This is a genomic window from Rathayibacter sp. Leaf185, from assembly GCF_001423885.1.
Classification (GTDB): domain Bacteria; phylum Actinomycetota; class Actinomycetes; order Actinomycetales; family Microbacteriaceae; genus Rathayibacter.
Map to the genome: position 1 here is coordinate 743,893 of NZ_LMPP01000002.1, position 13,228 is coordinate 757,120.

Genomic DNA, 13,228 nt, shown 5'->3' on the forward strand with positions numbered 1-13,228 from the left:
GGACCTGTGACCGTCTGGAGCCAGCTCGTGGGGCAGGAGCACGCCATCGGCGCCCTGCAGGACGCATCGACCCCGCGCGACGAGCAGGGGCACGAGTCGTCCGCGATGACGCACTCGTGGCTCATCACCGGCCCTCCGGGGTCCGGGCGCTCCAACCTCGCGTACGCCTTCGCCTCCGCGCTGCTCTGCCGCCGCGGCGGCTGCGGCGAGTGCCCCGACTGCAAGCAGGTCGCGGCGCGCTCGCACCCCGACCTCTCGGTCCTGACCACCGAGCGCGTCATCATCTCGATCGACGAGGTCCGCCGCCTGGTCGCGAGCTCGCAGTACTCGCCCTCGGTGTCGCGCTACCGCGTCATGGTGATCGAGGACGCCGACCGGATGGCCGAGCGCACCTCCAACGTCCTGTTGAAGGCGCTGGAGGAGCCCCCGGAGCGCACCGTCTGGATCCTCTGCGCGCCGAGCGAGGCCGACCTGCTGCCGACGATCCGCTCGCGGGTGCGCTCGGTGCGCCTCCGGGTGCCGAGCGTCGACGACGTCGCGGGTCTGCTCGAGCGCCGCGACGGAGTCGACGCCGAGACCGCTGAGCGCGCCGCCCGCCAGGCCCAGAGCCACATCGGCATGGCGCACCGCCTCGCGACGAACGCCCACGCGCAGGAGCGGCGCGACGAGTCCCTCCGGATCGCGCTGCGCCTGCGCGGAGTCTCGGACGCGGTCCTCGGCGCGGCCCGGCTGATCGAGGTCGCCACCGAGGACGCGAAGGCGATCACGCTCGAGCGCGACGAGGTCGAGCGGCAGCAGGCGCTCCGCTCACTCGGGGTCGAGCCGGGCGGGACCGTCCCCGCGCAGCTCCGGTCGCAGCTGCGCGCTCTCGAGGAGGATCAGAAGCGCCGGGCGACCCGCAGCCTGCGCGACGGCCTCGACCGCATCCTCGTCGACCTGATGTCGCTCTACCGCGACGTCGTCCGCCTCCAGCTCGGCGCCCCGGGCGGAGTCATCAACGAGGAGGTCCGTGCCGAGATGATCGCGCTCGCCGACGCCACGACTCCCGAGCGCACGCTCGCCGTGCTCGACGCCGTCCAGGAGGCCCGCCAGCGGATCGACGCGAACGTCTCGCCCGTGCTCGCTCTCGAGGCGATGCTCGTGGTCGCCGCCCGCCGGCCGGTGGCCGCATGAGGCGCGTCCGGCGCGCCTCCGCCGTGGTCGTCGTCCTCGCCGCTGTGTCCCTGCTGACCGCGTGCTTCGCTCCCGGTGGCGCGTCCGCCGAGCGCACCTCCACTCCCGCCCCGCAGGCGGTCGCCGCCGATCTCGAGCCCTACTACGGGCAGGTCCTGATCTGGGACGACTGCGGCGACGGCGCGCAGTGCACCGACGCCGCCGTCCCCCTCGACTGGAGCGACCCGTCGGGCGAGACCGCATCGATCGCCCTGATCCGCCGGCCGGCGACCAGTGGAACCGCGATCGGGTCGCTCCTGGTCAACCCGGGCGGCCCGGGCGGCTCCGGCGTCGACTTCATCCGCGACAGCGCCGACTACGCGGTCGACGCCGACCTGGCCGCCGAGTACGACGTCGTCGGCTTCGACCCGCGCGGGGTCGGCGCCTCGAGCGCCGTGTCGTGCCTCGACGACGCCGGGCTCGACTCCTACCTCTACGACATCGTGCCGGGCGAGCGCGGCAGCGACGAGTGGATCGCCGCCCAGCGGACCGGATCGGCCGCGTTCGCCGCCGCCTGCCAGGAGCGCACCGGCGCCCTGCTCGGCGAGGTCGGCACGCCGAACGCCGCGCGCGACCTCGACGTGCTGCGGGCCGCACTCGGCGACGTGTCGCTGAACTACCTCGGCTACTCCTACGGCACCTTCCTCGGCGCCACCTACGCCGGTCTCTTCCCCGATCGCGTCGGGCGTCTCGTGCTCGACGGCGCGATCGATCCCGCCGCCTCCTCCCTCGATCTGGTGCGAGAGCAGGCGAAGGGCTTCGAGAGCGCGCTGCGGGCCTACCTCACCGACTGCCTCGACGCAGAGGGCTGCCCGTTCACCGGGTCGGTCGACGACGGCATGGCCGAGGTGCGCGACATGCTCGACACGGTCGATGCCTCGCCGATCCGCGCCACCGACGGCCGTCAGCTCGGCTCGAGCACCCTGCTGACGGCGATCGTGTACCCGCTGTACGACGCCGCGGGCTGGAGCGCGCTCAGCGAGATGCTGACCGACGTGCGGCGCGGCGGGGCCGAGATCGCATTCCAGTACGCCGACGCCTACAACGGGCGCGGCGCCGACGGGGAGTACACCGACAACTCGACCGAGGCGTTCCTCGCGATCAACTGCGTCGACTACGCGTACAACGGCGACACCGCCGCGATGCGCGCCGACGAGGCCGTGCTCGAGGAGGCGGCACCGACCATCGGGCGGTACATGGCCTACGGCGACATCCTCTGCAGCGAGTGGCCGGCGGCGTTCGAGGGATCGCGCGAGCCGATCACGGCCGACGGCGCCGCTCCGATCCTGGTGGTCGGCACGACCAACGACCCGGCGACCCCCTACGTCTGGGCGCAGGCGCTGGCCGGCGAGCTCGCCGACGGCCACCTCGTCACCTACACGGGCGAGGGCCACACCGCCTACAACAAGTCGAACTCGTGCGTGAACGACGCGGTCGACGCGTACCTGCTCGAGGGCGTCGTCCCCGAGGAGGATCCGAGATGCTGAGCGGACAGGGCCGCCGCGCGGCGCAGACCACGATCGAGGCGGGCGCGCGGGAGCAACCGGGGCTTCGGGAGCGCAAGCGGATCGCCACCCGCAGGTCCATCGAGATCGCCGTGCTCCGCCTCGCCTCCGAGCGGGGACCGGACAGGGTCACCATCGAGGACGTGTCGCGTCTCGCCGACGTCTCGACGCGCACGTTCTTCAACTACTTCGCCTCGAAGGAGGATGCGCTGGTCGGCGGACTCCCGGTGATCACCGACGAGACGGCCTCGGCGTTCCTCGCCGGCACGGGATCCGTGCTCGACGACCTGCAGCCGGTGTTCGTCGCCGCGATGGAGGAGCCGCTCGAGGAGGACCGCGAGCTGCACGTGCTGCGTCGCGCGCTGTTCCGCGACAACCCGCACCTGGTCGGCCTCAAGATCGCCGGGATGCGCGAGTTCGAGGTCGCCGTGGAGGGGCTGGTCGGTGAGCGGCTCCGCCGCGACGAGACCGACCCCGAGCGGGTGCTGAGCCGGTCCCGGATGCTGACGCTCCTCGGCCTCGCCGCCATGCGGCACGCCTGGGCGGGTTGGGTCGATCACGACGGTCGCGACGCGCTGCCGGGGCTCGCCGCCCGCTCCTTCGACGAGCTGCGCGGCGCCCTCTCCTGACCCGCGGCGTCCGAGCCTCCCGTGCACGCGAGCGCCCGCGAGCAGGCTATGCTGTGTAATCGTGTCCGGGGCGAGAGCCCCGTGTGCACGCCGCCTTAGCTCAGTCGGCAGAGCGTCTCACTCGTAATGAGAAGGTCGTGGGTTCGATTCCCACAGGCGGCTCCGTGTTCTCCTCCGTGGTGTAGCCGGACGTGTAGCCGGTGCTCCTCGTGCGGGTCCTCCGCAGTGCTGGTTCCTCCGCAGTGATGGTTGCTCCACAGTGCTGGTTCCTCCACAGTGCTGGTTCCTCCACAGCACCGGTCCCTGCGGCTTCTCCACTGGTCGGGCTGGGACCCCAGGGTCGGCCGACGGCTCGCGGTTACCCTGTTGGGGATGACTGACACGCCTCCCCGACGCAGGCCCTGGCTCCTCGTGGCTGCGGCAGTGCTCGCTCTCGCCCTCCTGGGTGCGGGCGCGTTCGGTGCGGGCACGGCCCTCGGCCGCGGCGCCTCGGCGACCGCCTCGCGCGCTCCGACTGCGTCGACGACGCCGTCGAGCACACCGACGACCGCCCCGACCGTGCGCCCGTCCGGGGGCGCGACGGCCCAGGCGCTGCGGACGTGCTCCGTCGTCGAGGCGGCCGCCGACCCGAGGCTCGGCTCGATGCAGGCCCGCGTCGTCGACGCCGCGACGGGCGAGGTGCTGTTCGATCGCGGGGGGACGACCGCGTCGCGCACCGCCTCCGCCCTCAAGATCCTGACCGCGGCCGCGGCGCTCGCGGTGCTCGGGCCCGACACCCGGATCGCCACGACCGTCGTCCGCGGTGCCGAACCGGGGAGCATCGTGCTGGTCGGCGGGGGCGACCTGACGCTGAGCCGCCTCCCCAGCGGCCAGGAGTCGTTCTACACCGGCGCCGCCCACCTCGACGACCTCGCCGAGCAGGTCGAGACCGCCTGGGACGCGGACCCGTCGACGGCGGGCACCTCGATCACCTCCGTCGTCCTCGACGCCTCCCTCTACTCGGGCGACACCTGGCAGCCGAGCTGGAACCGCAAGGAGCAGACCGACGGCTACATGCCCGAGATCACGGCGCTCCAGGTCGACGGTGACCGCACCGATCCGACCGCGTCGACCTCGACGCGCGGCACCGACCCCGTCGGGCGCGCCGGGACGGCGTTCGTCTCCGAGCTCTCGGGTGATCCTGTCCTCACGACCGGGACAGCGCCCGCGGGTGCGACGGTCCTCGGCACCGTCGAGTCGGCACCGGTGCGCGATCTCGTGCAGCAGATGCTCCTCGTCTCGGACAACGCGATCGCCGAGATGCTCGCGCGGCTCGTCGCGATCCGCACCGGGTCGGGCAGCGACTTCGCGGCGGAGCAGGCCGGTGTGCTGCAGGGACTCGCCGGCTACGGCGTGGACACCGCAGGCATCACGATCGTCGACGGATCGGGGCTCAGCGACGACAACGCGGTGGCGCCCGCCTACTTCACCTCGCTGCTGCGCAAGATCCAGGCCCGTGAGGGGCAGCTCGGCATCCTCCTCGACGGACTGCCGGTGTCGGGGAGGACCGGCTCGCTCTCGTACGCCGATCGCTTCGCCGGGGACAACGCCGTCGCCGACGGCGCCGTGCTCGCCAAGACCGGCTGGATCGACACCGGGTACACCCTCGCCGGAGTCGTGAACGCTCAGGACGGCACGGCGCTGACCTTCGCCGTCTACGCGCTCGGCGACGTCCAGGACTCGGCGAAGACCGCGATCGACACCCTGGTCACGGGCTTCTACCGCTGCGGCGAATCGCTCTCCGACTCCTGACCGCTTGATCTCCGACCCCGACCCGAGAGGACCCCGATGACCACGGCACTGCTGATCGTCGACGTGCAGAACGACTTCACAGAGGAGGGGGCGCTCGCCGTCGCGGGCGGGTCTCGCGTGGCGTCCGGCGTGAGCGCGCACCTCCTCGCGCACGGCGACCGCTACGACACCGTGCTCGCGTCCCGCGACTGGCACGACGGCGGCGACTCCGACAACGGCGGGCACTTCGCCGAGGCCCCGGACTTCGTCGACACCTGGCCGGTGCACTGCGTCGCGGGCACGCCCGGCGCCGAGTACCACCCGAGCCTCGAGATGGACGCGATCGACGTCCACATCCGCAAGGGCCAGGGCCGGCCGTCGTACTCGGCGTTCGAGGGGACGACCACCGACGGCGAGGCGGTGCCCGAACTGCTCGCGAGGCTAGGGGTGACGCGACTCGACGTGGTGGGTCTCGCGACCGACTACTGCGTGCGCGCCTCCGCGCTCGACGCCCGGAGAGCGGGGCTCGAGGTGCACGTGCTCGACGACCTGGTCGCGGGCGTCTCGTCGGAGGCGAGCGCGGCGGCCCTCCGCGAGCTCGCGGACGCGGGGGTCGTCGTCGAGCCGTCGGCCTAACGAGGGCCGCCGTAGACTGAGAGGCCTTCCCGCGCGGCCCGACCACGACGTTGCGCCCCCCGTGTTCCGCAGAGAAAGAGCGATGCCGTGTCCGCTTCCGTCGAGGCCTCCGAGGCCGCCCTCCTCGCCCGCGTCCCCTCGCAGCTGTTCATCGGCGGCGCCTGGGTCGACGCGTCCGGCGGTGGGACGATCGACGTCGAGGATCCGGCGACGGGCGAGAAGATCCTCACGATCGCCGACGCGACTCCCGAGGACGGACTGCGAGCGCTCGATGCCGCGGTCGCCGCGGGGGAGTCCTGGGCCGCGACGGCGCCCCGGAAGCGCGGCGAGATCCTCCGCCGGGCCTTCGACCTGCTGCAGGAGCGCAAGGACGAGTTCGCCCTGCTGATGACCCTCGAGATGGGCAAGCCCGTCGCCGAGGCGCTCGGAGAGGTCGCCTACGGAGGCGAGTTCCTCCGCTGGTTCAGCGAGGAGGCCGTGCGGATCTCGGGTCGCTACGGCGTGAATCCCGAGGGCACCGGCCGGATGATCGTCTCGCAGCACCCCGTCGGGCCCTGCTACCTCATCACGCCGTGGAACTTCCCGCTGGCCATGGCGACACGCAAGATCGCGCCGGCGCTCGCCGCCGGCTGCACGGTCGTCGTGAAGCCCGCGGAGCTCACTCCGCTCACGACGCTCGCCTTCGCGGCCCTCCTCGCCGAGGCGGGGGTGCCCGACGGAGTCGTCAATGTGGTCACGACGTCGTCGGCGGGCGCGCTGTCGGAACCGATCCTGAACGACCCGCGGCTGCGGAAGATCTCGTTCACAGGATCGACCCCCGTGGGGCGGACGCTGCTGCAGCAGGCGTCGGCGAACGTGCTCCGGACCTCGATGGAGCTCGGCGGCAACGCGCCGTTCGTCGTCTTCGAGGACGCCGACCTCGACAAGGCCGTCGAGGGAGCGATGCTCGCGAAGTTCCGCAACATCGGCCAGGCCTGCACCGCGGCGAACCGCTTCTTCGTGCACGAGTCGATCGCCGAGGAGTTCGCCGCTCGCGTCACCGAGCGCGTCAGCGCCCTCCGCATCGGCCGCGGAACCGAGGAGGGCGTCACCATCGGCCCGCTCATCGACGACCGTGCCGTCGCGAAGGCCGGCGCCCTCGTCGAGGACGCGGTCGCCCGCGGCGCCCGGATCCGCACAGGAGGGCACAGCGTCGACCGCAGCGGCCACTTCTACGAGCCGACCGTGCTGTCGGGCGTCGACGGCGGGAGCGAGATCCTCCGCACCGAGATCTTCGGCCCGGTCCTGGCGATCGTGCCGTTCCGCGACGAGGACGAGGCCGTCGCGCTCGCGAACGACACCGAGTTCGGTCTCGTCTCGTACGTCTTCACCCGCGACCTCGCGCGCGGCCAGCGGATGATCGAGCGCCTCGCCACCGGGATGATGGGGCTGAACGTCGGCGTCGTCTCGAACGCGGCCGCGCCGTTCGGGGGCGTCAAGCAGTCGGGTCTCGGCCGTGAGGGCGGGCTCGAGGGCATCCACGAGTACCTCGACACGAAGTACACGCTCACCCCCGACCCGTTCGCCTGATCCGGTGCTCCCGACCGAGGTCCGCTCCCTCGAGGACCCGCGGCTCCGCGACTACGCGCACGCGACCGACGTCGCGCTGAAGAACGCCCGAGGCCCGCACGGGATCTACATCGCGGAGTCGGCGCTCGTGCTCGAGCGCGCGCTCGTGGCCGGGCATCGACCCCGCTCGGTCCTGGCGCTGGGAGGCTCGGCCGCCGAGGCCGCCCGCCTCGTCGAGGGTTTCGACGTCCCGGTCTTCACCGGGCCCGCGGAGATGCTGGCCGAGCTGACCGGCTATACCCTGCACCGCGGGTTGATCGCCGCGATGGACCGACCGCCGCTGCCCGATCCGGCGCAGCTGCTCGCAGGCGCGCGGCGCATCGTCGTGCTCGAGGACGTGGTCGATCCGACCAACGTCGGCGCGATCTTCCGGTCGGTCGGGGCGATCGGTGCCGACGCAGTGCTCGTCACGCCGCGCTGCTCCGACCCGTTCTACCGCCGCGCCATCCGGGTCAGCATGGGGACGGTGCTCCAGGTGCCGTGGACGCGCGTCGGCGGGTGGGACACCGCGGCGGCCCTCCTGCACGCCGCGGGATTCACGATCGCGGCGATGGCGCTGACCCCGGAGGCGGTGCCGCTGCGCGAGTTCGCGGCCTCCGCACCCGAGCGGGTCGCCCTCGTCCTCGGCACCGAGGGTGACGGACTGACAGCGGAGGCTCTCGCGGCGGCGGACGTCGCGGTGCAGATCCCGATGCGGCACGGCATCGACTCGCTCAACGTCGCGGCGGCCAGCGCGGTGGCGATGTGGGCGCTGGCCCCCTCCTAGACGGGGTGCCGTCGAGCGCGCCGGGCGGCCGCAGGGGACGCGCGCTGCGATACGCTCGCAGCCATCCTGTCGGCATCGAAGCGAGCGAGGTCCCCCATGCCCGATCGCACCGCTCTCGACCGCACCGCGCCTCCCCGGACCACGGCGCCTCCGCTCGCTCGCGCCGGCCGCTCGCTCCTGTCGTCATCGCTCGCCGTCGTCGTGCTCGCGCTGGCGGCCTGCACCGCGCTGCCCGCCGACGTGCCCGAGGACGCGGTGCTCGGCCCGGGCAGCTCCGTGCCGCTCACCACCGTCACGCCGACCGGAAGCCTCGCGGTCGACGGCGACGATCTGACGCAGCGCATCACGCTCTGCCTCGCCCGCTACGGCCTCGGTGAGCGGCCGTCACTGCCCGACGAGACGGCGACCGCGGACGAGCGACTGTCGGCTCAGCAGCTGCTCGACGCTTACGACGCGACCATGACCGACTGCTCGGCCGAGGCGCTCGGCACTGCGCCCGCCACTTCTGCGCCCGCCACTTCTGCGCCCGCCACCACTGCGCCGTCCAGCACTGCGCCGGCCACGGACGCCCCGTCCCCGACTCCGTCCTCCTGACCGTGCTGATCGACGGGTGCTCCGCTCTGGTCGCCGGTGGCGCCTCCGGACTGGGCGCGGCGACGGCGATCGCCCTGCTCGACGCGGGTGCACGAGTGACGGTGCTCGACCTGTCCGAGGCCGTCGCCGCGGCGAGCCTCCCCGACTCCGTGACCCTGATCGCGGGCGACGTGCTCGACTCCGATGCCGTCGCGCGCGCGATCGAGGCGGCGGGGGAGCTGCGGATCGCGGTGGTCTGCGCGGGGATCGCGACGCCCGGGCGCCTCCTCGGCCGCGACGGCCCGCTCGCGCTCGAGGCGTTCGAGCGGGTGCTGCGCGTCAACACGGTGGGCACGCTGAACGTCCTGCGGCTCGCGGCCGCGTCGATCGCCGAGCGGGAGCCGATCGACGGGGAGCGCGGAGTCCTCGTCACCACCTCGTCGGTCGCCGCGTTCGAGGGGCAGATCGGGCAGGCGGCCTACGCGGCGTCGAAGGGTGCGGTCGCCGCGCTCACGCTGCCGCTGGCGCGGGAGCTCGCCGAGAGGCTGATCCGCGTCGTGTCGATCGCACCCGGCACCTTCGACACTCCGCTGCTCGCCGGGCTGCCCGAGCGCGCGCGCACCGCGCTCGGATCGGCGACGCCGCACCCGGCACGTCTCGGCCGCCCCGCGGAGTTCGCGGCACTCGTGCGGCACGTGGTCGAGAACCCGATGCTCAACGGCGAGGTCGTGCGGCTCGACGGCGCGCTGAGGCTGCCCCCGCGCTGAGCTCCCGCAGGTCGATCAGACCAGCAGCTGGTGCTTCGCGAGATCGCGGTAGAGCGGGGTCGATTCGACGAGCTCGGAGTGCGTGCCGATTCCGACGACCTCACCCTTGCTGAGCACGACGATCTGGTCGGAGTCGACCACGGTCGAGAGCCGGTGGGCGATGACGAGCAGCGTGCGGTTCTCGGCCACGGCGTCGATCGCGAGGCGCAGGCGCTGCTCGTTCAGACCGTCGAGGCTCGACGTCGACTCGTCCAGCAGCAGGATGGGCGGGGCGGCGAGCAGCGCGCGGCCGATCGCGAGGCGCTGGCGCTCGCCGCCCGAGAGCATCACGCCGCTCTCGCCGACGGGCGCGTCGAGTCCGAGCGGGTTGCGCTCGAGCACGTCGGTGAGGTTCACGGCCTCGAGCACGCGGCGGCAGTCGGCGTCGTCGGCGTCGGGACGCCCGAGGACGAGGTTCTCGCGGATCGTGCCGGCGAGGACCGGCGCGTCCTGCTCGACGTAGCCGATCTGCGCGCGGAGGGCGTCGCGGTCGATCGCGGTGATGTCGACCCCGCCCAGTCGGACGACGCCTGCCTCCGGGTCGTAGAAGCGCTCGATGAGCGCGAGGATCGTGCTCTTGCCGGCACCCGATGGGCCGACCAGGGCTGTGCGCTTGCCGCGGGGGACCGTGAACGACACACCGCGCAGCACGGTGCGCTCGCCGTCCTCCTGCTCGGTCACCGCGCGGGCGTCGTACGAGAAGACGACGTCGTCGAACGAGATCGCGCTGTCGGACACTCCGGCGCCGAGACCGCCGGAGGAGGTGTCGCCGTCGCCCTCGATGGGGAGGTCGATGATCTCCTGGATGCGCCCGAGCGCGCCGAGGGCGGAGTTGACGGAGGTGATCGCGCCGATGAAGTTGCCCAGCGGCATCACCATCATGAAGAGGAAGAGGATGAACGAGACCAGCTGGGCGATGTCGATCGCGCCGGACGCGACGCGGTAGCCGCCGACTCCGAGGACCGCGAGGAACGCGACCTGGAGGGCGATGCCCGCGACCGGGACGACGAGGGCGGAGACGTGGGCGACGCGCAGGCCGAGGCGGTACGCCTCCGTGGCGTGCGAGTCGACGACGGCGATCTCGCGATCGGTGGCGCCGGCCGCGCGGATGGTGCGGACCGCGCTGATGGCGCGCTCGACCGATGCGGCGAGGTCGCCGACCTTCTCCTGCGCCTGGCGGCTCGCGATGCGGATGCCCCGGCCGAGGGTGAGGGCGAGCGTCAGAGCGGCGGCGACGACCGCCACGATGATGAGCAGCAGCACCCAGTCGATGATCGCCATGGCGATGATGGCGCCGACGAAGACCAGCGAGCCGGCGATCGAGTCGACCAGCCCCTGGGTCAGCACGGCGCGGAGCAGGGTCGAGTCGGAGCCGACGCGCGAGACGAGGTCGCCGGTGCGGCGGGCGTCGAACTCGCGGATCGGCAGGCGGAGGAGCCGGGCGACGATCCGGCGGCGGCTCGAGAGCACGATTCCCTCGCCGGTGCGCTGGAGGAGGTAGTGCGCGAATCCCGAGATGAGGCCGGAGGCGACGACCAGGGCGACGAGCGCCCAGACCAGCGGGCCGAGGTCGAGCCCGGTCTGCACGCGGGTGATGACCTGACCGACGATGAGCGGCTGCGCGAGGCTGGCCGCGGCGCCGATCAGGCTCAGCACGACGACGACCGAGAGGATCCCGCGGTGCTCGAGCAGGTAGGGGACGAGCTGCGAGAAGGAGGCGCGGGGCCCGTCGTCCTTCTTGCCGCGGCCGGACCGCCTCGGGGTGGTGGTGCTCATCGCTCGTCCGTCCTCGCTCATGCCTTGCCGTACTTCTTGTGGACCGCCTGTCGGCTGACACCGAGGCACAGGGCGATCAGCTGCCACGAGGCGTTCGCATTGCGCGCCCGTCGGACGGCGAGAGCCTCGGTGCGGTCGAGCTCGGCGCGGAGGCTGTGAATGGCCCTCAGCGCCGCGATCGGGTCGTCGGCGCCGGCGTCTCCGGCCAGTGTCGCGATCGTGCCGTCGTTCATTCTGCCTCCTGATCGCTGCGAACCAGCCGTCGGCGGAGACGGCGGAGATGTCAATCCAGGTTTACAGGCTAGCTGAGGCGCGCGGCGGGTGTCAACGTGGATTGACGGTGGTTCGATCTGCAGGATGTGCGGCGAGTTTCGGCACGGTGAAGCGGCAGGACGGGGCGACTCGGCGCGAAGGCCTGCAGATCGCACCGACGCCTGCAGATCGCAGGGGCCACGGCCCGGAGACGCGTCCGGCCCGCCGGGTGCACCGACGGGCCGGACGAGCGGGAGCGGACTCCTACGACACGTTGTCGTGGTACGCCGTGTGCTGGGTCTCCTTCGAGAGCAGCAGTGCGATCAGCGTCAGCACGCCGGCGCCGCTGAGGTAGAGGCCGACCAGCACGGGGCTGCCGCCGGCCGACTGCCAGAGCGCGACCGCGATGATCGGCGCGAGCGCTGCTCCGAGGATCGACGCCAGGTTGTACGCCATCGCCGAGCCGGTGTAGCGGACGTTGGTCGGGAACAGCTCCGGCAGGACGGCGCCCATCGGCCCGAAGGTCAGGCCCATCAGCGTGAAGCCGAGGATGAGCACGGCCATCACGCCGACGAAGCCGCCGCCGAACAGCGGCACGAACAGGAGGCCGAAGGCGATGATCGCGCTCGTGACCGTGAGCAGCGTCCTGCGGCGGCCGTACTTCTCGGCGAGCGGACCGGAGACCAGCGTGAAGATGCCGAAGAACACGACACCGACGATGAGCATGATCAGGAAGTCGTTGCGGGTGTAGCCGAGGCCCGGGGTGGGGCCGTCGGTCGCGGCCGTGCCGTACGTGAGGGTGAACGTGGTCATCAGGTAGAAGAGCACGTAGGTCGCGAGCATGATGAACGTGCCCAGGATCAGCGGGCGCCAGCTGGTCTTGAAGACGCGCGCGAGGGGCAGCTTGGCCACCTCTCCGCTGTCGACGACCTTCTGGAACGCGGGAGTCTCGACGAGCTTGAAGCGGACGTAGAGGCCGATGATCACGAGCACGGCGCTCGCGAGGAACGGCACGCGCCAGCCCCACGCGGCGAAGGTCTCGTCGCTCATCGTGCTGGCCAGGACGAGGAAGAGCACGTTGGCGACGATGAAGCCGATCGGGGCGCCGAGCTGCGGGAACGTGCCGTAGATGGCGCGCTTGCCGGCCGGGGCGTTCTCGGTCGCGAGCAGCGCGGCTCCCGACCACTCACCGCCGAGGCCGAGGCCCTGGCAGAAGCGCATCACGACGAGCAGGAACGGTGCGAGGAACTCCCAGCCCGGGGTCAGCGCGGTCGGCAGGCAGCCGATGAGGAACGTCGCGACGCCCATGGTGAGCAGGGAGGCGACGAGCGTGCCCTTGCGGCCGACCCGGTCGCCGAAGTGGCCGAAGATGATCGACCCGATCGGGCGCGCGATGAACGCGACTCCGAAGACCGCGAACGAGGCGAGGAGGGCGACGGCCGGGTCCTCGTTCACGAAGAAGAGGGTCGGGAAGACGAGCACGGCGGCGGTCGCGTAGGCGTAGAAGTCGTAGAACTCGATCGACGTGCCGATGAGGCTCGCGAGGATCACGCGTCCGCGGGAGTTCTGCGGGGCGGAGGGCGCGTCGGCGGTGGCGGATGACGTGGACATGGAAGGCAGGCTGCTCCGTAGTGACGGGGATCCCGGAGCGACCAGCGGGCGTCGATCAGGCGCTGCGGGCCGTGAGGGGAGGAA

The 13,228-nt window shown here is 72.3% G+C and carries 12 protein-coding genes and 1 tRNA gene; 10 read left to right on the top strand and 3 right to left on the bottom strand.

What is annotated here, in order from left to right:
* The first annotated feature begins 6 nt into the window (after positions 1-6).
* The 10 genes from ASG06_RS10780 to ASG06_RS10825 all read left to right on the top strand — a co-directional run bounded on the left by ASG06_RS10780 (position 7) and on the right by ASG06_RS10825 (position 9,466).
* A complete protein-coding gene (locus ASG06_RS10780; RefSeq protein WP_056041871.1) occupies positions 7-1,173 on the top strand; it encodes a DNA polymerase III subunit delta' in 1,167 nt (388 codons plus the stop codon).
* Complete coding sequence (locus ASG06_RS10785; protein WP_056041874.1) at positions 1,170-2,699, top strand: alpha/beta hydrolase; 1,530 nt, start codon at positions 1,170-1,172, stop codon at positions 2,697-2,699. The genes ASG06_RS10780 and ASG06_RS10785 overlap by 4 nt, the downstream gene beginning before the upstream one ends.
* Complete coding sequence (locus tag ASG06_RS10790; protein ID WP_056041876.1) at positions 2,693-3,346, top strand: TetR/AcrR family transcriptional regulator; 654 nt, start codon at positions 2,693-2,695, stop codon at positions 3,344-3,346. Before ASG06_RS10785 ends, ASG06_RS10790 begins: the two co-directional genes overlap by 7 nt.
* 89 nt (positions 3,347-3,435) lie before the next feature.
* Positions 3,436-3,508, top strand: a tRNA-Thr gene (locus ASG06_RS10795).
* A gap of 210 nt (positions 3,509-3,718) precedes the next feature.
* Positions 3,719-5,137 carry a D-alanyl-D-alanine carboxypeptidase/D-alanyl-D-alanine endopeptidase gene (dacB, locus tag ASG06_RS10800; RefSeq protein ID WP_056041879.1) on the top strand — a complete coding sequence of 473 codons (1,419 nt, stop codon included), beginning with the start codon at positions 3,719-3,721 and terminating at the stop codon, positions 5,135-5,137.
* Between the two features lie 36 nt (positions 5,138-5,173).
* On the top strand, positions 5,174-5,752 hold the full coding sequence (locus ASG06_RS10805) for an isochorismatase family protein (protein ID WP_056041881.1): 579 nt from the start codon (positions 5,174-5,176) through the stop codon (positions 5,750-5,752).
* Between the two features lie 87 nt (positions 5,753-5,839).
* Positions 5,840-7,321 (top strand): NAD-dependent succinate-semialdehyde dehydrogenase, encoded by a 1,482-nt coding sequence (locus ASG06_RS10810; protein WP_056041883.1) that lies wholly within the window; start codon positions 5,840-5,842, stop codon positions 7,319-7,321.
* 4 nt (positions 7,322-7,325) lie between these two features.
* Positions 7,326-8,126 (top strand): TrmH family RNA methyltransferase, encoded by an 801-nt coding sequence (locus ASG06_RS10815; RefSeq protein WP_056041885.1) that lies wholly within the window; start codon positions 7,326-7,328, stop codon positions 8,124-8,126.
* A 96-nt stretch (positions 8,127-8,222) separates the two neighbouring features.
* Positions 8,223-8,720 carry a hypothetical protein gene (locus ASG06_RS10820; RefSeq protein ID WP_056041887.1) on the top strand — a complete coding sequence of 166 codons (498 nt, stop codon included), beginning with the start codon at positions 8,223-8,225 and terminating at the stop codon, positions 8,718-8,720.
* Between the two features lie 2 nt (positions 8,721-8,722).
* Positions 8,723-9,466, top strand: coding sequence for an SDR family NAD(P)-dependent oxidoreductase (locus ASG06_RS10825; RefSeq protein ID WP_056041889.1), 744 nt, complete (start codon positions 8,723-8,725; stop codon positions 9,464-9,466).
* Between the two features lie 15 nt (positions 9,467-9,481).
* Here ASG06_RS10825 and ASG06_RS10830 read toward each other — a convergent pair whose 3' ends face one another.
* From ASG06_RS10830 to ASG06_RS10840, 3 genes are all read right to left on the bottom strand, one after another.
* Positions 9,482-11,281, bottom strand: a complete 1,800-nt coding sequence (locus ASG06_RS10830; protein ID WP_056041891.1) for an ABC transporter ATP-binding protein — start codon at positions 11,279-11,281, stop codon at positions 9,482-9,484.
* Between the two features lie 17 nt (positions 11,282-11,298).
* Positions 11,299-11,514: a hypothetical protein gene (locus tag ASG06_RS10835; RefSeq protein WP_056041894.1), complete on the bottom strand. Its 216-nt coding sequence runs from the start codon at positions 11,512-11,514 to the stop codon at positions 11,299-11,301.
* A 283-nt stretch (positions 11,515-11,797) separates the two neighbouring features.
* Positions 11,798-13,144 carry an MFS transporter gene (locus ASG06_RS10840; protein WP_056041897.1) on the bottom strand — a complete coding sequence of 449 codons (1,347 nt, stop codon included), beginning with the start codon at positions 13,142-13,144 and terminating at the stop codon, positions 11,798-11,800.
* Positions 13,145-13,228: the final 84 nt, after the last annotated feature.